Origin of the sequence: Ruminiclostridium herbifermentans, assembly GCF_005473905.2 — a bacterium.
Taxonomy (GTDB): Bacteria; Bacillota; Clostridia; order Acetivibrionales; family DSM-1351; genus Ruminiclostridium; species Ruminiclostridium herbifermentans.
Map to the genome: position 1 here is coordinate 3892058 of NZ_CP061336.1, position 24257 is coordinate 3916314.

At 40.8% G+C, this 24257-nt stretch carries 27 protein-coding genes and 1 pseudogene; 2 read left to right on the top strand and 26 right to left on the bottom strand.

The window, feature by feature from the left end:
• Positions 1 to 4: 4 nt before the first annotated feature.
• The 9 genes and pseudogenes from EHE19_RS15665 to EHE19_RS19840 form a co-directional block, all read right to left on the bottom strand.
• Entirely contained in the window at positions 5 to 871 is an 867-nt protein-coding gene (locus EHE19_RS15665) for an AraC family transcriptional regulator (RefSeq protein ID WP_137699207.1), read from the bottom strand.
• Positions 872 to 1017: 146 nt separating this feature from the next.
• Positions 1018 to 2616: a terminase large subunit gene (locus tag EHE19_RS15670; RefSeq protein ID WP_137699215.1), complete on the bottom strand. Its 1599-nt coding sequence runs from the start codon at positions 2614 to 2616 to the stop codon at positions 1018 to 1020.
• Positions 2617 to 2681: 65 nt separating this feature from the next.
• Positions 2682 to 2867 (bottom strand): DUF5049 domain-containing protein, encoded by a 186-nt coding sequence (locus tag EHE19_RS15675; protein WP_021401016.1) that lies wholly within the window; start codon positions 2865 to 2867, stop codon positions 2682 to 2684.
• Positions 2860 to 3318, bottom strand: coding sequence for a gamma-glutamylcyclotransferase family protein (locus EHE19_RS15680; RefSeq protein ID WP_021401004.1), 459 nt, complete (start codon positions 3316 to 3318; stop codon positions 2860 to 2862). Before EHE19_RS15680 ends, EHE19_RS15675 begins: the two co-directional genes overlap by 8 nt.
• Positions 3319 to 3356: 38 nt before the next feature.
• A complete protein-coding gene (locus tag EHE19_RS15685) occupies positions 3357 to 4256 on the bottom strand; it encodes an amidoligase family protein (protein WP_137699206.1) in 900 nt (299 codons plus the stop codon).
• Between the two features lie 135 nt (positions 4257 to 4391).
• Positions 4392 to 4619 carry a DUF4314 domain-containing protein gene (locus EHE19_RS15690; RefSeq protein ID WP_009052894.1) on the bottom strand — a complete coding sequence of 76 codons (228 nt, stop codon included), beginning with the start codon at positions 4617 to 4619 and terminating at the stop codon, positions 4392 to 4394.
• On the bottom strand, positions 4619 to 5404 hold the full coding sequence (locus tag EHE19_RS15695; RefSeq protein ID WP_137699205.1) for a virulence protein: 786 nt from the start codon (positions 5402 to 5404) through the stop codon (positions 4619 to 4621). The genes EHE19_RS15690 and EHE19_RS15695 overlap by 1 nt, the downstream gene beginning before the upstream one ends.
• Before the next feature lie 100 nt (positions 5405 to 5504).
• Positions 5505 to 7448, bottom strand: a complete 1944-nt coding sequence (locus EHE19_RS15700) for a DNA cytosine methyltransferase (RefSeq protein WP_137699204.1) — start codon at positions 7446 to 7448, stop codon at positions 5505 to 5507.
• Positions 7441 to 7620, bottom strand: a pseudogene (locus EHE19_RS19840) (DNA modification methylase); the annotation flags it as partial. The gene EHE19_RS15700 and the pseudogene EHE19_RS19840, both read right to left, overlap by 8 nt.
• 80 nt (positions 7621 to 7700) lie before the next feature.
• On the opposite strand from EHE19_RS19840, the gene istA reads away from it, so the two are divergent.
• Positions 7701 to 8993: an IS21 family transposase gene (istA, locus tag EHE19_RS15705; protein WP_190530355.1), complete on the top strand. Its 1293-nt coding sequence runs from the start codon at positions 7701 to 7703 to the stop codon at positions 8991 to 8993.
• Positions 8986 to 9738, top strand: a complete 753-nt coding sequence (gene istB, locus EHE19_RS15710) for an IS21-like element helper ATPase IstB (RefSeq protein WP_190530357.1) — start codon at positions 8986 to 8988, stop codon at positions 9736 to 9738. Before istA ends, istB begins: the two co-directional genes overlap by 8 nt.
• Before the next feature lie 46 nt (positions 9739 to 9784).
• On the opposite strand, the gene EHE19_RS15715 is transcribed toward istB, so the two are convergent.
• The 17 genes from EHE19_RS15715 to EHE19_RS15795 form a co-directional block, all read right to left on the bottom strand.
• Positions 9785 to 10864, bottom strand: a complete 1080-nt coding sequence (locus EHE19_RS15715; RefSeq protein WP_137699123.1) for a site-specific DNA-methyltransferase — start codon at positions 10862 to 10864, stop codon at positions 9785 to 9787.
• Positions 10845 to 12020, bottom strand: a complete 1176-nt coding sequence (metK, locus tag EHE19_RS15720) for a methionine adenosyltransferase (RefSeq protein ID WP_137699124.1) — start codon at positions 12018 to 12020, stop codon at positions 10845 to 10847. Before metK ends, EHE19_RS15715 begins: the two co-directional genes overlap by 20 nt.
• Before the next feature lie 17 nt (positions 12021 to 12037).
• Positions 12038 to 12589, bottom strand: a complete 552-nt coding sequence (locus tag EHE19_RS15725; RefSeq protein ID WP_009052899.1) for a P27 family phage terminase small subunit — start codon at positions 12587 to 12589, stop codon at positions 12038 to 12040.
• 112 nt (positions 12590 to 12701) lie between these two features.
• Positions 12702 to 13061, bottom strand: a complete 360-nt coding sequence (locus EHE19_RS15730; protein ID WP_009052900.1) for an HNH endonuclease — start codon at positions 13059 to 13061, stop codon at positions 12702 to 12704.
• A 119-nt stretch (positions 13062 to 13180) separates the two neighbouring features.
• The gene (locus EHE19_RS15735) at positions 13181 to 13639 is read right to left on the bottom strand and encodes an ArpU family phage packaging/lysis transcriptional regulator (RefSeq protein WP_009052901.1); all 459 of its coding nucleotides are present in this window, start codon (positions 13637 to 13639) and stop codon (positions 13181 to 13183) included.
• A gap of 4 nt (positions 13640 to 13643) precedes the next feature.
• Positions 13644 to 14993: a DEAD/DEAH box helicase gene (locus tag EHE19_RS15740; protein ID WP_137699125.1), complete on the bottom strand. Its 1350-nt coding sequence runs from the start codon at positions 14991 to 14993 to the stop codon at positions 13644 to 13646.
• Positions 14974 to 15255, bottom strand: a complete 282-nt coding sequence (locus EHE19_RS15745; protein WP_009052903.1) for a VRR-NUC domain-containing protein — start codon at positions 15253 to 15255, stop codon at positions 14974 to 14976. The genes EHE19_RS15740 and EHE19_RS15745 overlap by 20 nt, the downstream gene beginning before the upstream one ends.
• A gap of 257 nt (positions 15256 to 15512) precedes the next feature.
• Entirely contained in the window at positions 15513 to 17858 is a 2346-nt protein-coding gene (locus EHE19_RS15750) for a virulence-associated E family protein (protein ID WP_137699126.1), read from the bottom strand.
• On the bottom strand, positions 17855 to 18274 hold the full coding sequence (locus EHE19_RS15755; RefSeq protein ID WP_009052904.1) for a DUF7768 domain-containing protein: 420 nt from the start codon (positions 18272 to 18274) through the stop codon (positions 17855 to 17857). The genes EHE19_RS15750 and EHE19_RS15755 overlap by 4 nt, the downstream gene beginning before the upstream one ends.
• Before the next feature lie 3 nt (positions 18275 to 18277).
• Positions 18278 to 19108 carry a phage antirepressor gene (locus tag EHE19_RS15760; RefSeq protein WP_244648257.1) on the bottom strand — a complete coding sequence of 277 codons (831 nt, stop codon included), beginning with the start codon at positions 19106 to 19108 and terminating at the stop codon, positions 18278 to 18280.
• Positions 19109 to 19155: 47 nt separating this feature from the next.
• Positions 19156 to 21090 carry a DNA polymerase gene (locus EHE19_RS15765; protein WP_137699127.1) on the bottom strand — a complete coding sequence of 645 codons (1935 nt, stop codon included), beginning with the start codon at positions 21088 to 21090 and terminating at the stop codon, positions 19156 to 19158.
• Positions 21087 to 21647: a DUF2815 family protein gene (locus EHE19_RS15770; RefSeq protein ID WP_137699128.1), complete on the bottom strand. Its 561-nt coding sequence runs from the start codon at positions 21645 to 21647 to the stop codon at positions 21087 to 21089. The genes EHE19_RS15765 and EHE19_RS15770 overlap by 4 nt, the downstream gene beginning before the upstream one ends.
• A gap of 5 nt (positions 21648 to 21652) precedes the next feature.
• On the bottom strand, positions 21653 to 22780 hold the full coding sequence (locus EHE19_RS15775; protein WP_137699129.1) for a DUF2800 domain-containing protein: 1128 nt from the start codon (positions 22778 to 22780) through the stop codon (positions 21653 to 21655).
• Positions 22777 to 23094, bottom strand: a complete 318-nt coding sequence (locus EHE19_RS15780) for an rRNA biogenesis protein rrp5 (RefSeq protein WP_137699130.1) — start codon at positions 23092 to 23094, stop codon at positions 22777 to 22779. The genes EHE19_RS15775 and EHE19_RS15780 overlap by 4 nt, the downstream gene beginning before the upstream one ends.
• A complete protein-coding gene (locus EHE19_RS15785; RefSeq protein WP_137699131.1) occupies positions 23087 to 23296 on the bottom strand; it encodes a hypothetical protein in 210 nt (69 codons plus the stop codon). Before EHE19_RS15785 ends, EHE19_RS15780 begins: the two co-directional genes overlap by 8 nt.
• A gap of 117 nt (positions 23297 to 23413) precedes the next feature.
• The gene (locus tag EHE19_RS15790; protein WP_231307032.1) at positions 23414 to 24007 is read right to left on the bottom strand and encodes an RNA polymerase sigma factor; all 594 of its coding nucleotides are present in this window, start codon (positions 24005 to 24007) and stop codon (positions 23414 to 23416) included.
• 70 nt (positions 24008 to 24077) lie between these two features.
• Positions 24078 to 24227, bottom strand: coding sequence for a hypothetical protein (locus EHE19_RS15795; protein ID WP_165475739.1), 150 nt, complete (start codon positions 24225 to 24227; stop codon positions 24078 to 24080).
• Positions 24228 to 24257: the final 30 nt, after the last annotated feature.

A 24257-nucleotide genomic window follows, 5' to 3' on the forward strand; every position in this document is an offset into this window, starting at 1 on the left:
TTTCTTATTTTCTCTTACGCACAGCCATCCAAACTTCACTGTAAGCATAATTTTCTTTTTCTTCATCCATCCTCGTGAATGAAAATCCAGGAGCTTGAATCACTTCATAATCGGAAATAGGTAGCCATTCTGAAACAGTTTTTGCATAAGTCTGCTGCAAAGTTTCTGGGAAAGGACCCTCATTTGGGAAAACTGCCCAAGTGTATGCCGGAACTTCAATTACATCTAAAAGTTCACTCACATTTTCTTCTGTGGTTAAAACACCAATTAAATGAGTGAGATCTCCTTCGTCTTTCATAAAATTATGTTCATGTTCATAAGAAGCATTGACAACTTCATAAGGTTCAATATTCTGAATGGCATGCATTGCTTCTTTTTGCTCTTGTGTAATACTGTTGGCCAATTCAACAATGGCATTATTTACGCCCTCAAATTGCATAGGCACTCGTTTACTTACACCAGCAAATTTAAATGCGGGCATTTCTACAATTTTATAATCCATACTTTCTCCTCCTTTAACATTGATATAAAATGAAAGTTTGGGAAACGATTTGCTGACACCTGTTTTAGCGACTTCCGATGGTAAAAACCCACTCCAAGATTTAAATGCACGAGTGAAGCCATCGATTGATTCGTAGCCATACTTGAATGCCACATCGGTTACTCTTTCATTATTTAATAAATCCTTGTTTGCTTCTGATAGTTTTCTATTTTTAATATATTCATTCAATGTTAACCCAGATAAATAATAAAAGATTTTCCGAAAATGATAATCTGAGACACCAGCGTATTTGGATATTTCTTCAAGTGTGATGTCTGCAGTTAAGTGTTCTTCAATATAGTCAATGACTTGATTAAGTTCTTTTAACATCGTTTCACTCCTTCCATAAATAGATTATAGCAAAGGATTTAGTATTAAACTCGACATTTTGCTAACAAATATTGTCGTATAAATTCTACTTATCCATAATTAATCTGAAATATTAAATTTTATTATGCCATAGAATCCATCTAAAATTAAAGAATTAATAAACCCCTTCCATCATAAACAGAATTGCCTGCTCCACTTTTACGGATTGCCCGATCAAGAGCCATAATGGTAGCTACTGCACCATCTATTCTTTCAGTTGATTTTTCTTTATCCGGTTTGATATTTCCAGCAGGATCAGTACGTATAAAGATGTTATCCATCATCCATCGGAGCACCGGATGACCACCATGCGCCAGTTTCTCTTCCAAGGTAAGCTTCATAAGCTCCTTCGTTGGCGGACTCATATCTTTAAAACCTTGACCGAAAGGAACTACTGTAAACCCAAGGTTCTCTAAGTTTTGTGTCATCTGTACAGCTCCCCACCGGTCAAAAGCAATTTCTCGAATGTTGTACTTTAAGCCCAGCTCTTCGATAAAGTTTTCGATGTAACCATAATGCACCACGTTTCCTTCAGTGGTGTGTAAGAACCCCTGCTTCTCCCATACGTCATAGGGCACATGATCACGCTTTACCCTTTGGTCCATGTTATCTTCTGGAATCCAGAAAAAAGGGAGGATGATATATTTATCTCCCTCATACTCAGGAGGGAATACAAGAACAAATGCTGTTATATCGGTTGTAGAGGATAAGTCCAAACCACCATAACACACACGTCCTGTAAGACTTTCTAGGTTTACAGTAAAAGCACATTTATCCCACTTTTCCATAGGCATCCAACGTACCGACTGTTTAACCCATTGATTTAGACGAAGTTGTCTAAATAAGTTTTCTTCTGCTGGATTTTGTTTTGCACTTTCACAAGCAATATGAATTTTTTCTATATCAACGGTAATGCCCATTGAGGGGTTGGCTTTCGCCCACACCTTCGGATCGGTCCAGTCATCATCTTCGTCAGCACCGTAAATGACAGGATAGAATGTAGGGTCAACCTTTCGTCCTTCTAGAATATCTTTAGCCTTTTGATGCACCTCGTAGCAAATAGAGTGAGTATCATTTCCGGCAGTCGTAATTAAAAAATACAGCGGCTGCTTTCTTGCATCACCTGAGCCATGGGTCATGACATCAAAAAGCTGTCTATTTGGTTGCGCATGAAGTTCATCAAATACAACACCATGCACATTTAGTCCATGCTTGGTATACGCTTCTGCAGACAAAACTTGATAGAAACTACCTAGCGGTTTATAAACAAGTCGTTTTTGCGATAGTACCGGTTTAATTCTTGCTTTCAGAGCTGGACATTGTTCTACCATATCCACTGCTACATCAAAAACAATGGAAGCTTGCTGTCTGTCAGATGCACATCCGTATACTTCACCGCCATGCTCAAAATCACCACAGGTAAGCAGTAACGCAACCGCTGCTGCAAGTTCAGATTTCCCTTGCTTTTTAGCGATTTCGATATATGCCGTATTAAATTGACGGTAACCATTAGGCTTTATAATCCCAAACACATCGCGGATAATCTGTTCCTGCCAGTCTATAAGTTCAAATGGTTGCCCATACCATTCTCCCTTCGTATGTTTTAAGCAATTAATAAAAGACACCGCAATGTCTGCAGCGTCCTTATCATATACCGAACCATCTGCCTTAAAGATGGTCGGCTTATATTTTTTTAGTTTACGTATGGCCGCCACCTCCTTATGGCTACGAAAAAAGGAACCCCGCAGAATTCCTTCAAAATTTGTTTAGGCTATTCTGTTTTCGCTTCCCCTGTCAAAATGAAATGGACATATTCTCCTTTGTTCTTTTCAAGGTAATCTACTAGCTCCGTATAACCTGCTCTTAAAGCAATACTTGTCACAACCGGAAGATCAAACATATTCGTTTCACCTGTTTCTCGAATGGCAAGTATTTGTTGCATAATTATCTCATTCATTGGCTACCTCCTCCGATTCTACTGAATCGGTTGTCGCTTTGCGCAGGATTTCCACATCGAAGCCTGCACTCTTATAGCCTTCTAAAATTGTACTGTAATAATAACAGCTCGGCTGTCCAAGCGGCCTCCCATCATTCATGATGTATACCATCGCCTTAACGGTTTTACCCCCCAACTTCACTTTTATTGTTTCCTTGCGATAAAGGAACGGCCATCCCTCGTAACGGTCAAGTGCTGCTTCATCGACAGGTGTGATTTCCCACACTAAAACGGGTACGTTGCCACCCTTAAAAGGCTCGATAGTCGCCACAGCGCCTGCGTGTGCCCCTCTAAATAATAAACGGTGGTCATTGATTTGACTTGCTCCTACCACCTTCGCTGTGGGGCATCTGTTGGCCATTTGTTTCAGGTTAAGGTTGGAGCCATAGGCAAGATATAATTTATTATTCATTGTAATCCTCCTTCTTAGCTTTGTGGGTTAGGGGCAGCTCAGGCCGCCCGAAACCGCCATGCAGCTGAACCCGAAAGTGCTGCTGTCAAATGCTCTCTGCAGTTTGCAAATTCATCTCCAATGAAACCAATCCGGTTTAGGTAGGTTCTCATGGCAAATTTTTCGTTTTCCACCTGCGGTTTCTTTGCTGATGCACATTTTTGCGTTAAGGCTTGGTGGTTGATGGCAAGTGCTAGAACAATGTAGCTTCTTATCTTTCCTGCATGAAGTTCGCTATTAAATCCCCTAAGTTCAACTGTATGGTTTCCGGTAAAAAAGCTGTGAAGGTTGAGGAAATGGTAGCGGCTGTTGTGATAATGAGTGCTTCTACTCTCGCTGTAACCTTCGTACCAAATGTCCTCAATTTGTCTCATGGTTCTAGGCTTTTTACGGTTCATCTTCTCAACCAAAATGCTGTCCATCTTTTTGCAGTAATTCATTCTCTGCGGTGCAATCTGGAGTGCTTTATAAAATAAGTCATTTTTGCTTGCAATGATATTTACAAAGTTTCGAATGCTTCGTGGGGTATGTTCAGCACCGTCTAGATGAATGTGAATTCCGCATGATGTATTTGTAAAGGCTCCAGCTTTGCGAAGCTTTCTTACTAGCTCCTGCAAAGTTTCAATGTCCTCCCGGTAGGTTAGGATTGGGCTAACCAGCTCAACGCTATAATCTCTACCTGCAGCTACTTTTCTTCTACCTTCTTTTCTTTGGCAGTTGATGCTCCCATCGTACATAAACTTCCACACTCGACCATCTGGAGTTTTTACCTTCTTGGTGTCGTAGTAAGTCCCGCCTTCACTGTAAATGCCTTGCAAATATTCTGCAGCGACTCTAGCTGCCCTTTCCCTTGTAATCCCTGTAAATTCAATCTCAATCCCGAATTTTGCACTTAACATCGTGTATCGCTCCTTTTAAAGTGTGTTTGTCCTTTCGGCATGTACATATATCACTCTAAAAGGCTTATATAGCAAGACAATTCTGCAATATAAATCTACATATTTACTGCCATATTGGTCTTAAAATGTGTATGTTTACTCTTCGATTTTCCTGCATAAATCCTCTCCAAAGACCACTCCAAGGGAACTGCCTGAATCCCAACTGACGTGGATGGTTCCCATGTCATCAACACTAGTAACCGTACCTTTAGTTCCAGGCTGAAGCTTGGTATAAGGGTCATTCATTTTAAGTAGCATGACACGAGTTCCCGGAGTGTAATAACTCCTAAGTTGTTTTAGCATTTCTGGGTGAATGATATTCATTATTCACTCACCTCCTTATGCTTGGCAGTTCCGCTTTTGAAGGCAGAGCTACCCGACAGTTTGGAGAGGAGAATTTTTCGTTCGGTTTTGTATTCTGGACCGATAAAGCCAAGTCTTAGAAGGAAACAACGGAAAGCGTACTTTTCATTCTCCACTGATTTCTCGGTCGAGTTGACGCGAGTCTGCTTCTTTGCCATTTCGCAAAGTGCTGTTACAAAGTGAGTATAAGCCTTAACCTCCTCTGCGGAGCACTCACTTTGGAACCAGGGGAAGGTTACAAATTCCTCATTTACGATAATGGGAATAGAGTCAGTATCAAGTGCTTTCTTTATAAGGGTTTCTTTGCTTTCTACCAATCCTTTTAGGTTATCAAGTGCGATTTCGGTAAAACTCTCCCTCGGCATTTGAATAATCAATCTAACATCTTCGATTTCATCTGGCTCGGCGTATACGGGAGATTCTTCGTAATCATTATATGGGCTTACCCTTCCACCAAGAGCCGCTTCATAGGGAATTTGAATATTTTCAGGAACAAGCTCTGCTTTTGGAAGTGGTGTGTCATATTCTTCCGTAGCTGCCTTGAAGTCATGAAAGCTTAATAGAGCATCAACCAGTTCAGAATTATCTGGTCCTCTGACTACTCCATTTTTGTCAATATTGTAGTCTGCCACCTCATATGCAAATGTAGGTGCTCCAAGATATCTTACAGGAGCATTCAGTTTTTGGCTGATTGCGTTGACTAACTCTTTTCTTTTTGCTCCTGTGACATTATAGTTTATCTGCATTTTTATACCGCCTTTCTATTTTCGGTACATACATATATCACTCTAAAGGCTGTTAATATCAAGTCATTTAGAGCATCTTTCTGTAGAAAATACTGTTCCATTAATCGGCGGTATTCCGTGCAGATAACACAATGCCAGTCAGCACAAAACAGACGCATGGAAGTGCTACACCATTACCCCACATTTTGTACTCAGCTGAATCGGAATGGGGGTTGTTAAGCCATTTAATAATTTGCTTTCTTGTTTTCGGCTTGCTACTCTTACCCATGATTTTGCGATGGGTTTCCCAAACCTCCGTCCAGAATGAAATTTCATCTTCTGTAGGATTTTCCGTACCAAGGTCATCACACCAATCATCCGGGAAGCCTTGCAATCTTGCACATTCTGTTGGTGTAAGCCTTCGGACGATATAATTTGGCTCATCGTTTTTCTTGACTGTAATAAGCATATCGTTTGATGCATCCTGACCGTTAAAACCACTTGGATGTGCACCTGCAGAAATCGTACCGCTGATATTTTGATAAGGTTGTGCCACAGCCGATGGGCCTTGAGCATTTAATGTTGAAGCAACACTGTCTTCTGTTATCCCTAAATTTCTAGCAAAATTCTGTCCGCAGTTAAAGGTTTCACGATCAATTGCATACACAACACCATGTCGATCCACTGTATTAAGAGTAAAACTCATATTATCATTTATGCCAGCTCCTTGAGGACCGTTTTTATCCTGTCTTCCAATCATAGAGCCTTGAAGAGCAACTACAGCAATACCACCTTGATTACATCCCGGATTTCCACCATTAGCATCGATGGTTCGAGAAGTATCCGCTTTATATACACCGCTGTGAGGATTGCTTGACTGCATAGAGTTGCTCTTATCAGAACAGATGCCAAATGCAGTAGGCACAAAAACGGTCTGGTCATTGTTGCATCCAAGGGTCGCAGATTTATTATCTTGAATTAACGCACCTTTTCCGCCACCTTCACACCCGGAACGAATTTTTAGGGTCTTTGGAGTCTCATTTAATGATACAGCCGCTGGTACGACTCCTGCCCTTAACGTTGGTGAAATTTCCTCCTCATATCCAATACTACGACTATCAGATGAATGTTCTGTGCAGAATCCAGCAGTTGTTACAAAAGGTTGGTTATTACCACCCTTCCCATATGTAGCGGATACAGTTGGTGCTACATCAACGGGGCCTTTGTATCGTGTATCTTGACTGTGGTTTTCAAACAGTACACAAGGCGGATGATTTGCTTTTGCTCTAAGTGTTGCCGTCTTATCATCAAGCACATCGATGCGTTGTCCACCTTGATCGTTTAAGCATACAGTGCCTGTCTTTCTAGTGCAGTTTTTAGCATTTCCGGCAGTTCTTTGCCACGGGCTGCCGCTCGGCGTAAAATCCCTTGGCATGCCTTCGGACTCAAATAGTATTTCTCCGGCACATCTGTCTGCAAAATCTGCGACAAGGTAGATTCTACGACGACGTTGGGGTACTCCGAAATATTGCGCATCGATAGTTCGGTAAGCCACACTCCATCCGTCTCCCATATAGATGTCAGCGTATGGCCATCGACCTTTTTCAGGTAAAGGCACCGAGGTGTTCGGCTCTTTGACGCTGATGACCGTTTCGAGGACTGCCTTGAAGTCTTCCCCTTTATTTGATGAGAATGCACCGGGGACATTTTCCCAGACTGCGTACCTTGGATATTGTCCATTGGTCTTACACCTCATTTCCTTGATAATTCGGATTGCTTCATAAAAAAGGACGGATTGCTCTCCGTCCAGACCAGCTCTTTTACCCGCCACACTCATATCCGTGCAGGGAGAGCCAAAGGTTATGATATCTACAGGCGGAAGCTCCGCGCCATTTAATTTGTTTATATCCCCATAATGCTTCATCTGAGGGATACGTTTAGTCGTAACCCGTATAGGAAACGGCTCAATTTCAGATGCCCATAAAGGTTCGATGCCGCAAAGCAAACCACCTAGAGGAAAACCTCCGCTCCCATCAAAAAGGGAACCAAGTGTCAATTTACTCATCTGCATTCACCTCCGGTAGGTCACAATATCTGAATTTCGAACCATCTCTTAAAAGAAACACACCATCAGAATTTCCCACTTGCTCAATATACCTTTTTACAATGACATCACAGTACTTTTCATCCAGTTCAATGGTGTAGCAGATTCTATTTGTCTGCTCACAGGTATAAAGTTATAATTAATAATGTACAAATAATATTAAATAAAAATGTACAAATGGTATGATTACAGGGTACAAAAGGAGGTACCCTAATGATTATCAAAAGTAGTATCATAACAGATTTAAATATTCAAACTGTCAAGGATCTTTATAAGTTAAAACCATTTATGGAGGACACAACATTGAAGGTTAATAAAAGCCAGATCGCAAGGGAACTTGATGTCGATAGGCGTACAGTTGATAAATACATTAATGGCTTTCATAAGGCCAAATCCAGAGAATGCGTGAATTGTATCACTGCTTACTATGACATTATCGCAGAGCTTCTATCTGATAACAGCCAGCAGATATTTTATTACAGAAGAGTTTTATGGCAATACCTAGTAGACAATCATTCTTATGAAGGGTCTTATGTGAATTTCTGCTACTATCTAAGAAAATATCCTGAACTAGACTCATATTTCAAAAAAAGCAGACCTTCAAACGCAAATAACGTAACCATACGTTATGAAACAGGAATGGGTCAACAAGCACAACTAGACTGGAAAGAGTCTATACGATTTACTCTTTCAACAGGTGAAATAATAGAAGTAAACATATTTGTATTATTGCTGTCATACTCACGTTTTAAAGTATACAGGGTATCTCTATCAAAAACACAGGACATATTATTTTCATTCCTTGATGATGCGTTTAACACGTTTGGAGGTGTTCCAAGTGAGATTGTCACCGATAATATGAAAACAGTTATGGATGAGCCAAGAACAAAGTATACAGAAGGGAAAATAAATATAAAATTTAAGCAGTTTGCGGATGATTATGGTTTTAAGGTGCACCCTTGTATTGCAGGAAGACCAAGAACAAAAGCCAAAGTAGAAGCACCAATGAAACTACTTGATGAGATAAGAGCCTACAATGGAAAACTTGATTACAAGGAACTTAATGAGTTGGTCACACGAATAAATAACAGAGTAAACATGCAGGTAAATCAAGGTACAGGTCGTATTCCATTAATGTATTTCAACAAGGAAAAAGCTTTCTTAGGAAGCTTACCAGCCGATACCATAAGAAAGCCTTATCAAATAACTCCACATAAAGTAAAAGTAAATTCATCCAGCATGTTCAACCATAATGAATGCCAGTATTCTGTACCACCAGAATACATTGGAAAAACTCTTACTTTACAAGTGTATGATGGTTACATACATGTTTATTATAACATGGAATTAATAACTATCCATACCCTTAGTAAAAAGAAACTAAATTATTTTACAGAACACTATACTGCTATAGCAAGAAAATCGCATGCATTTAAGGAAGAAAATATAAATGAGCGGGCAAAAGAAAACTTACAGGTTATAGGAGAAGTATATAGTTATGAATAACAGTACATACAACCAGCTATGCCGGAACATGGAAATTCTTGGTCTTGGGCAAATGGTAATTCATCTTGATGAAATATCTAATTTTGTGACATCCAACAATCTTTCGTTTACAGAAGGACTACTGAGACTTAGTAATTACGAAGTTGATTTTAAGGAGGCCAAAGCATCTAGATCTATGATTAAAGCAGCAGCATTTCCTTTTGTAAAGGAATTGAAAGATTATGATTTCAATTTTCAGCCGTCAGTAAATCAGCAAGAAATACAAGAACTTTGCACGCTTGGTTTTCTTGAAAGAAATGAGAATATAGTATTTCTTGGTCCAAGTGGTGTTGGAAAGACTCATCTGGCAACATCAATAGGAATAGCTGCAGCAAAGAAACGTACTAGCACATATTTTATCAAATGTCATGATTTATTGCAGCAACTAAAGAAAGCAAAACTGGAAAACAGACTTGATGTAAGACTCAGACACTTCTGCCATTACAGACTACTTATCATTGATGAACTTGGCTACTTACCCATTGATAAAGAAGATTCTAATATGTTTTTTCAGCTTATAGATATGAGATATGAGAGAAAAAGTACCATTCTTACAACAAACATGAATTTCAACGAATGGGATGGTGTATTCTATGACGCAGTTGTAGCCAATGCAATACTTGACAGGGTATTGCACCATGCACATGTAATATCTATATCTGGAAAGTCATACAGATTAAAGGATCATATGAAGCAAGGAGACTAGTTGTACATAATTATTTAATACTTTTTATACATTTTTCCTTGACAGTTTATACACAGGCAATCAGTGTACTTCCTGAACCGCCGAAAGGATCGAGCACAATACAGTTACTAAGGCTTGAGTTCATAATGGGATATGCCACAAGTGCCACTGGTTTCATGGTTGGATGGTCGCCATTTTTCTTTGGTTTCTCAAACTCCCAGATGGTGGTCTGCTTGCGGTCTGAATACCAGAGATGCTTGCCTTTCTTTTTCCACCCAAAGAGAATAGGTTCATGCTGCCACTGATAAGGGGAGCGACCGAGAACAAGGGACTGCTTTTTCCAAATGCAAGTGCCAGAAAGATAAAATCCAGCATCAGAGAATGCTCTTCTAAAATTGAGTCCTTCGGTATCAGCATGGAACACATAAATAGAAGCGTCCTTTGCCATTACCGCTTCGGTATTTTGAAATGCCGCAAGCAGAAAATCATAGAACGCTTCGTTAGCCATGTTGTCATTTTTGATTTTTCCAGCAGTGCCTTCATAGTTAACATTATATGGAGGGTCCGTAACTACCAAATTAGCAGTTTTCCCATCCATCAAGACATCAAAGGTGTCTTTCTTTGTACTGTCTCCGCAGACTAATCGATGCTGTCCAAGTAGCCAAATATCCCCTAAATGCGAAACAGCGGGCTTTTTCAGCTCGCTGTCTACATCGAAATCATCTTCTTTTATATTATCCTTAAGGGAATCCTTGAAAAGATCGTCCAACTCTCCTGGGTCAAAACCTGTCAAAGACACATCAAAGTCTGAAGCATTTAAGTCTGTGATGAGAAGTGCCAGTTTTTCCTTATCCCAATCGCCACTTATTTTATTTAATGCGATATTGAGAGCCTTTTCCTTATCCTCATCCATTTCAACAACCACGCATTCTATCTCATCCATGCCCATACTCAGCAGGATCTTCAAACGCTGATGACCTCCGATGACTCTGCCTGTGGTCTTATTCCAAATAACCGGTTCGACATATCCAAACTCCTCAAGAGAGCGTTTAAGTTTCTCATATTCTGGATCTCCGGGCTTTAAGTCCTTTCTAGGATTATAATCAGCAGGGATTAGTAGCTTCGTTTTAATCTTCTCTATTAGCATACTTTTCCACCACCTCCCTTAACTTGCTGTATCTATTAACATCCTCCCAAGGAAACAGGTAGCTGTTAAAATGCCCGTAAACCGCTGTATCCGAGTAGAGGATATTTCTTAGATGCAGCTTTTCAATAATTGCTGCTGGTCTAAGGTTAAAAACCTCTTGAGCTGCAAGGGCTAAAATCTCATCAGGAACTGTTCCGGTTCCAAATGTGTTTATAGTAAAGGCAACTGGATTCGCTTTACCGATAGCATAAGAAATACTCACTTCACATTTTTTGGCAAAATCACACCATACAATATGTTTAGCAATATACCGAGCCATATAAGCACCGCTTCGGTCAACTTTTGTGGGATCTTTCCCACAAAGTGCTCCGCCTCCATGGGATGCAAGACCGCCATAAGTATCTACCATGATTTTTCTACCGGTTAGTCCAGTATCTGCAGCGGGTCCTCCTAAAACAAACTGACCAGACGGATTGATAAGAATTTCTGTTTCATCATCAAAAGGAAAGTCCTCAAAACACTGCCACAATACATTGTTTAGAATATCCTGCTTGAGCTCTTCCTGGGTCTTATTCTTTTCATGCTGCGCCGACACCACAATGGTCTTTACTCTTACTGGAGTATCATCATCATATTCAATCGTCACCTGAGCTTTTCCGTCGGGGAGAATACCTTTAATGAGCTTACCTTTTCGAGCCTCATCCAGTCTCTTTACGATTCGATGGGATAGTACAAGAGGTAAGGGAAGCATTTCTCTAGTTTCTATTGTGGCATACCCATACATGGTCCCTTGATCTCCGGCACCGACAGAACCATATTGTTCGTTTACACCATTTCGTGCTTCCAGTGCAGTATTTACACCAGCTGCAATATCAGGACTTTGATTGTGTACATATACATAAATCAAAAATTTCAAAGGATTATAACCCACTTGTTTTAATACATTCCTGACAATGTATCTGATATCAATTTTCTCGCTGCAGGAGATCTCGCCCGCCACGATAATTTTTCCTTTAGTAGCCATAACCTCACAAGCTACGCGTGATGCTTTATCTTTTCTAAGACATGCATCCAAAATACTGTCAGCAATAATATCGCACAGTTTATCAGGATGCCCTGCACATACACTTTCTGCTGTTAAATATCTCTTACTCATTTCACATCTCCTTATTATTATTTGCCTCTACGGGCAGTCAACAGTCGTTCCATCACATCATCCTGTGGATTTGTACCGGAATACTCTGTCGCACAGTTTTCACGAACAATCTGATATATTTCCATCCAGAGTCTGTTGGTTTGACTCATAAAATTATGGCTCATGGAAACGTATGGACTTTGGATAGCGTTGCCAGTAGTTGGATGCTTAGCAAGAAAACCAAACTCACTTATTGCTTCCTCACACTGTATCCACCTAGCAGCACTCATGGCATATCTTTCTAATAGCTGTGGTAGAACTAGATGTGCACACCCTCGCTCCTCAAGCCATTTCCACGTAAGCTCATAAATTTCGCTAGCTACTAAGGTTTTACCATCCTTTTGTACTGCTGAAAGCATAGCCCTTGGCTGTGGCATCTCCTGCCCTTGAAGTTCTGCGGTATTTTTAAATTCAATAACTTCCAGTTTTCTTTTTCCGGGATTTCCCTCAGCAATTTTATCTATAAGTGCTTTCTTTTTCTGACCAGATCCAATACGGGCACCACCTCGATTTGTACCATCTTTGGCCATTAACTCACCTCATTTCTTATTAAGGGGGTATTACCCCGTTTGAAACTGCGACTTTTTGCACGAAGCCCCACGCCCGTTGCACATTTAAATAGCTGTGGAGATATGACTCCCCCTACCGGGTTCCCCAACGGTCTCCATCTCTTGCTGTGATAGCTGAGTGACAAGGAGTACAAAGAGCCATTAGGTTGCTTTCATCGTGTGTCCCACCTCGTGCCAAGGGAAGGATATGGTGCACTTCAGTTGCTGGTGTCAGCTTTCCTTGTCTTTTACACTCTTCACATAGTGGATGGGCTGTAATGTAACGGTCACGTATTCTTTTCCATGCACGACCGTAACGCTTCCTCGTTTCAGGATCTCTCTGATATTTTTCATAACGAGAAGCTTCCTTTTTGGCATGCTCCGGACAAAAACGTCCATCTGTCAGTTCCGGACAACCAGGAGAAGAACATGGTCGTTTTGGTTTCTTTGGCATTTCGTACCTCCTTTGGACATGCAAAAAGCCCCCGCGGTATTTCCACGAAGGCTCTCTACAATTTTTCACAATACCATTGTATTATGGATTTCTAATAAAATCGTCCATGATATTACTCATTACTTTCCATAGAGTAGTAGCGCAAGATGCTGAAGCGCTCGATTCTTTTTGTTGTATGCAGAAGAACGTTCAATATTAAAGTGATCACAAATGTTATACACTGCATCAATCTGCTTTTGTTCATCATCCAAATAAAACTCCTTTAACACATACTGCTCATCTTCTGTTAAAGCATCCCATGCCGGTTGAAACCAGTCCATGTATTCCAGTGCTTGACGATAACGTTCTTTCAATACATCAATTTCATTGATGCAGGCAATGAGCCTTTTCTCTCCAGCTTTTGGATCATGGGTCGATGGCATGCCATTGATAACTGGGGAAGCTGGGGAACTCATTTCTTCGTTGAGGGTTGCAATGTCCTCATCGGTATGTTCTATGATGTACTTCATACTGCTGTAATCTTTTAGGGCGTTAATTGCCGCTGCTCTTTTATCTAAATATTGCCAGACAATGTTCATTTTATCAGACCTCCTTTAGTGTGGCTTTAACCGCATCTATCAGTGCGGATTGAGTATTGTTTTTATCATTTAGGGCTTTCATTACACGTTCATCAATGGTGCCTTTGGAAATCAAGTGATGAATCACTACCGTTTCTTTTTGTCCTTGCCGCCAAAGACGGGCGTTGGTTTGCTGATAAAGCTCTAGGCTCCAAGTTAGACCAAACCATACAAGAGTTGAACCTCCAGCTTGCAAGTTCAGTCCATGTCCTGCTGATGCTGGATGGATAGCTGCAATAGAGATTTCTCCATCATTCCACCTCTTAATAGAATCGCTAGTGGATAACACCTCAACCTCAAAACGCTTTTGTATTCGTGACAAATCATGCTTAAACCAATAAGCAATTAGAACTGGCTTGCCATTAGCAGCTTCGATTAAGTCTTCCAGTGCATCCAGCTTACGGTCATGTATATAAAGGACTGTGCCATGATCATCATAAACTGCTCCATTTGCCATCTGCAGGAGCTTTCCTGAAAGAGCTGCTGCATTTGCTGCAGTTACTTCTTCACCTTTAACATTTGTAATTAAATCCCGCTTCATCGTATCGAGGGTTTTCATTTCTTTTTCAGAAAGCTTTACAGGCACTTCGTTTATAACTAAGTCCGGCAACTTCAGGTAATCTGTCCCTTTCATGCTAATAGTTATATCAGATATAAGCTTATAAATTTCTTCTTCTGCTCCTGGTTTTGGTTTGTAGGAGAAGATCACTTGCTGATTACGCTTATCTGGTACAAAGTAATCCTCCCGATACCTACCAATAAACCTACCTAATCGTTGTCCCATATCTAATAAGCGATACTGTGCCCACAAATCCATTAATCCGTTGGAGGATGGGGTTCCAGTAAGTCCTACTATCCTTTTTACCTTGGGTCTAACTCTCATTAAGCTTTTAAATCTCTTAGCTTGATGAGATTTAAAAGAAGACAACTCATCAATTACCACCATATCAAAGTCAAAAGGAATTCCACTTCTTGTAATGAGCCATTCTACATTTTCTCGATTGATAATGTAAACTTGTGCTCTTTCCATAAAGGCAGTTTTTCTCTTTACTTCAGAGCCAACTGCTAAAGTATATTTAAGACCCTTTAAGTGATCCCACTTTTCAATCTCTGCAGGCCATGTATCTCTGGCAACTCTTAGCGGTGCAATAACCAGAACCTTACGAACAAGAAAACTGTCCAGTGTTAAATCAAAGATGGCAGTTAAAGTTATGACACTTTTACCTAAACCCATATCTAAGAGCACTGCTGCTATAGGATGATTGAGGATATACTCAGTGGCATAAACCTGATACTCATGAGGCTTGTATTTCATGAAGTATCCCTCCAATCTGATCTATATGGTCCAGGCAGAATACCAAAAAACCAAGTGCCTCTAACTGTCTTTTTCGCTTTTCTTGTAGGGGTCTTAAGGTTTTACCAGGTGCTTTAACCTCTACAAAAGCTAGCTTTCTATTAGGTAAAAGAATCAATCTGTCTGGCATTCCATCAAAACCTGGTGATGCAATTTTAAGTGCAATACCACCTATATCTTTCACTTCTTTTACCAGTTGCTGTTCAATCTTTTTTTCTCTCATATATCCTCCATGTTCCCTAAATCCAAAAAGTCTCTATACGCGCGTATATACGCGTCTGCAGGTAATTTCTTCTTTTTGTCTTTAGGATTATTTTTAATAATAATTATTGGAACAATGGAACAGGGGTTATAAAGTAGCCTACCTTACTAGGGGCTGCCGCCTGTTCCGATGAGATGTACCAAAAGACCGTTTTTGTTCCACCGGAACAGCTGAAATCTGTTCCATAGAAAAAATTGTTCCATGTGTTCCAAACTGAATTACTCTTTTGGAACATAAACCCACTGTGGTCCATAAAGCGGGATACGTTCTTTTTTAACGAGACCTGTCCATCCTCCAATACTCGCCATAATAGCTGATATTTCATTACCATCTACTCTTCGAAGGTTGGCTCGATCCTTTCCAAAGCATTCACACCAAATTTCCATATTAGAAACAGATTTTCGTTTCCAAACACCAACCCTTTGGCTTTCACCAAACTCAGTCCCGTTGATATAGGCTCGACGTTCATATAGATCCATGGTGTCCCAATCCTCAGGTAAAAGCATATCAAGGTACTCTCTAACCAAACCTTCTCGCTCATCGGACTCCATAGCTTCTCGCTGTTCTTCTTTTGCAAGCTTTTCAAGGCTAGCATCAAGGTATAATTTCTCTCCAGCCTTTACATAGGTAAGAGCCTCGGCCCATATCTGCAGAATTTCATCCTGCTTTAGCTGCCAAGATTTTTTTGTGCCATTTCCCGGGGTCTTTACCGGCCAAAAACGACGGTTTCCTGTGGTATCCCGTAAATAGCCTTTTTCAGCATTAGTGGTGCCAAAAAAGACACATTGTCTTAAGTGAGGAGTAGCTCTCTTGCCAAAGCTAGCTCGATAAATATCATTCTGGCGAGATAAGAAGCTTCTAAGTGTTTCTACTTCTGCTTTTTTTAGTCCAGCCAGCTCTCCAATTTCTAAAATCCAGTAACCTTGTAACTTTTCTGCTGCGGTCTTATCCTTGGTATCTGACAAGCTCAAACTATCAGAAAACCAGTCTCCACCTAACTTGGCTATAAGAGTACTTTTTCCAACTCCCTGCGGGCCATTTAAAACCAACATGGAATCAAACTTGATGCCTGGAGTCAGTACACGAGAAATCGCTGCACATAAAGTTTTTCTTGTCACAGCTCGAACATATGGATTATCTGATGCACCTAGATAATCGATTAGCAAGGTATCTACTCTAGCTACCTTATCCCACTCAGGAAGAGCCTCAATAAATTCCCGAATCGGATGATAAGATCTATCGTCAGCGACCTTCGCTACCGCTACATCATAGTTTCTTGCAGAAAAGGTTCCGTAGTGGGTGTCAATGTAGCTGATTAGCTGTGCATCATCTGCATCTCTCCAGAACTTCGATGGATGCGGCCAAGGAACATCACCTTTAATTTCGAGACTATCAGATAGCTGATTAAACACTATGCTTTTTAGGTTGGGATCATTTTCAAGTATCAAAATCAAATTTCTAAGAGTATTCTTAACCGTTCCTGTCTTATCAATCTCCAGCTGCTTTTCCCAATCTTCATCAATAAACTCTTTTTCAACCTGAGCCTTTCGTTCTTCAGCAAACTGCTCTTTTACCCGTTCATCCTCTAATGCCAAATCTGTCATGGCTCTAAATGAAGGTAGTTTACTTGGCGGTGCATTTTCTGTCACCTTTTCATCTAGTTCCCGAAACTTATGCACTCGGACCAAATCAAATGCGTTTAGCAGCATTCCACATGCTGGATCAGTAGCATGATGGCTATAAGCAAATTTACCATCATAGATTACCAAACCCGCTGAAGAATCTGCTGGAATATAATCAAATCTTCCATTCATATTACTAGGTTCATATACATCAGGTAGAAATTCTTCGATGGCTTCTTCAATGGTATAGGCTCTGCAAAATGCTCCTATAACCCCTTCTTTAATTAATGGATCTGCTTGTTTAGTAATTTTCCTTTGCACGACCTCCGACTGTCTTGAAGATACAGGCCACATGGAAGTATCCCGCCAATCTACATATTTTGAAAGATAGATATCTGGGTCCAATAGTTCACCGTCTTTCTCTTTAAACACAAATTCTCCATCTGACGGTGTAGAAGGCCAATACATTAGTCTTGAAGGTTCATAAGTGGTGTCATCGAATAAATCAATCCCAATCTCCTTTGCAACCATCCGACCAAGGGCTGGGTATTCATCCTCTGTTACTTCTCTTTTAAGTGGAATAATAAGTCTTAATCTTGGTGCATCTGGTGTATGTTTATGGGTAGAATAGATGCAGCATTTGAAATCATGTAACGCTTCAATTTGCTCCCAAACCTCTGGTTTGGCATAATCCATATCTAAAGTCAGAAGGGAACGGGAGAGGACATAACCATTTCTGCGTTTTCCTTCACGAAGGGCTCCTCCCACAAATCCTCCTACATCTTTTATTGAGTCCTGTTGAGCGCGACTCATTTTCCGAAATTCAGATACCGTTTCTGTTGTTCGTATGGTAGATTTAACTCGTGAGATAAAGTCCTCCCATGTGATATCATTGTTCTTCCACTTTTTATCCATTCGGCTGTTACCAACCGCTATCTTCATAGCTTCTGCACCTCCTCGCAGTTTTCAGAAAAATACCGGATAGGTATACGATGCTTCGATGCTTTATTTATCTCTGCTTGCATCCCTTTTGAGATATAGCGACCAAATACCCACAGCTCATCACACTTTCTAAGCCATACCATGCCAAAGTATAGTCCTAGTTTTCTTTGTTCAGGATCGCCATCATCTAGCACTTGAGGGTATAGCAGATGAGGAGCAAAAGGAATGGTTCCTTGCTTCACTGCAAACTTCAGGTATTCTCTAGCTTTATTCAGATTTTTTTCTATGTCTCCAGCAAAAGGAGAACAAATAAAAACGCAAGGTTTATAGTTTTTTGCTTTTTCTTCACGCATGATATTTTCCAAGGCTTCTGCTGCAGTTGGATCTGGATAGCCTTCAGCGTTATATCTATCCATAAGTTACATCTCCTCGAATTCGGACTCTTGTTCAATCAATGGTAAAATGCCATGATCCTTAAGAAGCTCATAAATGAACAAGCGTCCTTTCTGAGTCCAGTAAGTATGAACCTTTGAATGCATCGTCCCATCATTTCCAAGGTAAGTATGGGTTTTTGTCGTCGTATATCCATGTTGAGCGTACTTTTGATATAGAAGCCAAATCTTCCCTTGACGGAATTGAACACCTAAATTATGCAGATACTCATTAAACCAGCGCCCTGATTTTCCATAGTCCTTGGCTATTGTTGTAATAGACACCGCATCCTTACAGTTAAGTACCACATCGTAATAACTTGCTTTAGGTTTCATTTCTGCAATTTGCTGTTCTTGAATGCTAATGGTAGTAGTTAACTCAACATTTTTAGCTCTTTCCGCTTTAAGCTCCTGTAGTGCCTGAATCAAAAAGTCTGGATTAGCAAGTAACTCATCTGTAGCATAAAGTCCATGCCTTCTGATTGAAGGAAGCACCTCATGGGTTACCCAGCGCTTGAACTTTTTAGCTTCTGGCTTACGTGAAACCAATATCACGCTATAAAGACCACTTTCATTGATAATAGATACTTCCTGTTTTCCTCCAGGGGTGTCGATAATATCGACTCCCTTTTCATCACTGTCCAAACGAGCCATAACATCACGACTGTTTCCAATCTCTAATACTGAACATACATCTTTTAGAACCCACCAAGGATTTCCATCCTTCATTACTGTTCTTACTGTGTTGCCTTCATAGTTGAATATAGTTAATTTGTTCATATTGAACCTCCTGCTTATAGTAGTAGAGCAATAAAACATGCCCTCAGCTATAAGCAAAAAAAGAGGAGGCTTCGAACCCCCTCAAATTAATCTTTTTTATAAAAATCACATTCAAATCCATCAGCACGAAGTAGAAGCCCATGCGCCCAAGGCGGTACCTGACCCATAAGAACACAGACGTCTTGTACGCATATTTCTAAAGGAACCTCTAAAACTGCCTCATCATGGACATGCATGACAATATTTAGTCCTGCTTCATCCAGATTTCGCATGGAATGGCAAAGAAGATCTCTTGAAATGGCCTGCACGATGTTCTCAACAAACTTCGGACCATAGCTTTCAATACGCTCCCACTTCTTTGTGGCACCAACGCCTTCATACGTCACTGCTTCACTGCCGAATCTGTTAATCCCCATCCTTGGTTTGACATAGGTAAGCTGTCTCCCGGATGGCAGCCATATCAACAGCATTCCACTACGATATTCAAATCGGATACGATGAGTTTCTGTTCCGCATCTTTCTTTTACAGCTTTTTTAACTGCTCTATCGACATCCCACCAAAGCCTAACAATGTTTGGATTCGCATTTCGCCATGCATAGACCAAAGGTTTTAATTCTTCTTCGGTAAGACCCATATCAAGTGCTCCCATTGCTTTTAACGCACCAACTGATCCACCATACCCCAAGGCCAACTCCGCAATTTTTCCTTTTTGTCTGAGTGGACTACCTTTTGTGACTTCTTCCAAGGGGACCCTAAACATCTGGGAAGCGGATGCTTCGTAAATCTTGCCATGGGTAGCGAATACCTCATTTCTCCATGTCTCGCCTGCAAGCCAAGCAATAACTCTAGCCTCTATTGCACTAAAGTCAGCAACGATAAACTTATATCCTTTCTTTGGCACAAAAGCGGTTCGAATTAATTCAGACAAAACTCCCGGAATAGAGTCATACAATATTTCCAAGGCATCAAAATGGCCACCTCTAACCAATCGACGTGCCTGTTCCAGATCCGACAAATGGTTCTGAGGGAGATTTTGAACTTGTATAAGCCTTCCTGCAAATCTACCGGTTCGATTAGCACCGTAGAATTGTAGTAGTCCCCGAGCTCTTCCGTCAGTGCATACGGCATTTTCCATTGCGGTGTATTTCTTTACACTGGATTTGGCTAGTAACTGTCTCAGTTCCAGTACTTCACTCAGATGTTCTGGAGCTTCCTTTAATAGTGCCTTAACTGATGCCTTATCAAGACTGTCTGTTTCCAGACCCTTTTCCGATAGCCAGGACTTCATTTGAACAACTGAATTAGGATTATCAAGATCAGTTAGTTCTTTTAGTCTGCTTGTTAGCTCTTCTCTTACTTTTTCATCACATTGAATCGCTTTTTTTACCAATTCCAAATCTAACTGAATACCCCGATCATTGATTTGCTGATCTAGAATATAGTTATTCCATTCCTCTTCAGGCATAGGAAATTTCTGAAGCTTTTCCTGTATAGAAAGTTCAACTTCAACGTCTCGTAGATTATATGCTTTGAAACTCTCCCATTTTTCAAAAGAATGCTCCGGTAGATTGCGAGTTCGACCTCCATTAGACTGAGTCGCTTTGCATGGAACAGAGAAATATCGGATGAGCTCCTTACCCTCAGTCAGCTTTTTCTTATCTGCTCCTGTTACGATTGCTGCCCCTTCCAGAGATAGAGGAAGTCCTAGGTAGGCAGACCATACCATCGTACAACGCCATGAAGCAGGCTCAAGCCAGACACCGAAATAACGAGACAAGCAGATTCGTTCAAATTGAGCATTAAATGCCCACTTTATAATCTGGCTATCTAGAACTGCATTCTGGATTTCTTGTGGGATCTTTTCACCACATGCCAAATCAACTACCTGTACAGGACCACCATCCACACTGTAGCCAAAAAGTAGGATTTCAAAATCCGGTGCTTCAGCGTAACGATAGACCCCGCTTTTGGCGAGGTCTACGCTACTATATGTTTCTATATCTATGCTGAGGGTTCTCATGATAAAAAGTCGTCATCCACGTCAGTGGAAAAGTCATCAGCTGCATTGGTTCTACCGCCCAGAGGCTCACCATCGCGGATTTTTTGAATGTTTCCAAGACCACACGCTATACCCTTATTTCCATTGGAGTTAAAGGCGTAGAAGTTGATACTCACTCTTGCATAGACACCGGAGTACACTTCTGAACGATCAAGGATTGGATTGACGTTTCTGTCTACAATTTGTGGAGCAGTATTGCTGTTTGCATTTATAAAATAGCTGTTGGCATAAGCCTCATCATCCGGACGATCAATGTCGCCATCACGCAGAGGGAGCTTGAGAACTGCTTTATTGGGAAGCTTGCCACCAAATTTACCTTTGCCTTCCTCAATAGCAGCATTAACTGCTTCGTTGATAGCACTTAAGGTTTTAGTATCGCTCTTAGGGATAATCAGGCTCACACTGTATTTTTCAGCACCGCCATTGATGGATTTAGGTTCCCACACATTAGCATAAGAAAGTCTGACAACTCCTGTAACTACTTTTGTTGGATTTGTTCTTTTTGCTGTTTTTGACATAATTTTTATACCTCCATAAAATCATTTTTTGCTGATGATGTGTTCATTTCAGGACGCTTGTCGGAAACTGGTACTAGCGTCGGTTTGCCTGGTGGCTTCATAATTAGTCCACCAAGGACTTCATTAAATTTTGTCTTGCCCATCAATTTCTCCATTTCAGTAATAGTGATGAGACTTTGCTTGTATATGTCGCGATAACCTGCATTTTTTGCTGCTTCTGCGACCGCTTCTTCATCTTTATATTTACGGTTGGAACGGCCTTCGACTACTTTAAAGCCGGGCCACTTCTTTCCATGATTAACTGCTGCATCTGTGGCATAGGCTATAATCTCATTTGCCCAGCTGGTGAGATCACCGATAGAAGATAGAATGTCAGCAATTTCTTCATCTGATAAAAGTGGCGGTAGTGCAAACTCAAATGTAGCCAGTTTCATTTTTGCTTCTGCTCTTGCTCTACATTTCACTGCTGCTCGACAAAATTGACACCATTCTCCAGGGCAGTAGTTTCCGTCACCAGCGAAGGCCAGTTCAGCTTTAGGCTTCAAAACTTCTTCAGCCCACTGATACAAGCTTTCTTTTGAGACTATGGACGTGCTGACATTTTCTCGACGGGGCTGATAGATTGTCATTGAAACCATCTCGATGTCATAAATACCATCAAAGAGATCCAGTGCACCAAGGGCATATAGTTTCATTTGAGGATTGTCCTCTGCGCTGACTAAGACACCCTGACCATACTTAAAATCAATAATATGAAGAGTTCCATCAGCTATAATTACACAATCCCCGGTCCCAAAGCCATCAGGCACATACTTTGAAAAATCAAGCCGATGTTCTATCAAGATCAGGGGATCACTACAGGCCTGCTTGGCTTGCTCAATCACTTCAAGCACAAACTCCACGTAACCATCAGTATAATTGTCCATCTCATCTGAGTCATATGGAGAAACCGGCTTTTTTGATCTCATCTTAAGCGCTTTGCGGAGCTTGTGCTCACTTAACGCATGAGCTGCTGTGCCTTCAGCTGCAGCCTCACCACTGTTGTCATCAAACTCCAGTTCTAGCCTTGCCGATGGTGTACAGTTCATCCAGCGATGAGCTCCTGACGCGGAGAGAATTGCATGTTTACTCATTTCAACTCCTCCGCATCAGCAAGAATTGCAGCATACTTACTTGGATCAATCTGGCTGAGTTTTGATGCACCATACTTTTCTAGAAGTGCTCTTACTTCAGCTGTAAATCCGTCATGGCTTTTTTCCGCAAGTACCGCCCTTACTTCTTCTAAGGTGAGCTGCTTTTCTTCAGATTGTTTTTCAGGCTTTGGTTGCTCTGGCTTTGTAATCTCATGAGGCCCATTACTTGCTATTGCATCAGCTACAGCCTGAACACTATCTGCCAGAGCTCTAAGATCTGACACCACATCGAGAAGGAGCTTAATCTTACTCATGACCCACACCTCCTTCCTTGATTTCCTTTATTTCTACCGTCTCAACTGAGTCACCTGGAGTAATTACTAACAAACTGGCTTTCTTTCCAAATAGGAAATCAAGCATTCTCGCTCGGATTGTCTTCCGACTGCTTTGAATTACTGAGCTTCTTTCGCCACCGGGCCTTGCCACATTGATTGTGACTTTGTGTTTAAGGTTCATATTCCATCTCCTTTCTGGGGGCGATTTATCTGCCCCTCACCGATAAGCGAAAAAGAGAGTTCTTTCGAACCCCCTTTTCAGAAAAGATTTTTTTATAAAGGGTTCTTGCGAACCCAATTAGGATAGAATTTTTCTAAGTCTTTCTTGAAGCTTCTTAAGGCGACCACGAATAGCCGCTTCTGTAACACCTTCTTCTGTTGCAATATCAGTGTTGGATCGTTTTTCAAGGTATACTTTTTTGAAGAGTTCTTTTTGTTGTGGTAAAAGACACTCCATTGCCTTGGTTAACTTGTCCAGCATATCTTGATGTTCAGCCTCATCTTCTGCTTGTATAATTAGCTGTTCTGGATTCGCAGTATCATCTGCAAGATACTTATTGCGGTCATTTGCTGCTTCCTCTTCGCCATCATGATAAGCATCCAGATGTGTTGTCACTCGATAATCGTACCGGCGCTGCTCGTCCACTTCGTCATCATCCATAGTATGTAAAAGCTCGATATCAGCTTCGGTGACTCCATCTTCACCTGGGGTAATCACAATCTTTGTTCCTTCAGCAGTGTAATAAATGTAGTTAGTTCTCTTCTTTTTACTTGTTTTGTACGCTCTTTTCATAATTTGACTCCTTTGGTTTTCAAAATTTGGCTTTGAAAAATCCGCAGGAGCCGGTTTTCTTTTATCCGCAGAGCAGAAAAAAAGACGGGCAGGAAACACTTTCAAAGTGTTCATCCTGTCCGTCTAGCGGCTCTGCGGATTATTTCGTATAATTGCTTGATCACAATTCTTAAATTGCCTCAGAGTTAATAACTTTCATGGTGCCATCTTCCATGAACTGAATAACTGTCTTAAACCCTCTCTGAACAATTTCAACTATTTTATTTGAAGCATCTGCTCGACAAACTGTCTTACCATTACCATTCTTAATCACTTCCATGCCCTCACCTCCGTTTCACTTAATAAAGAT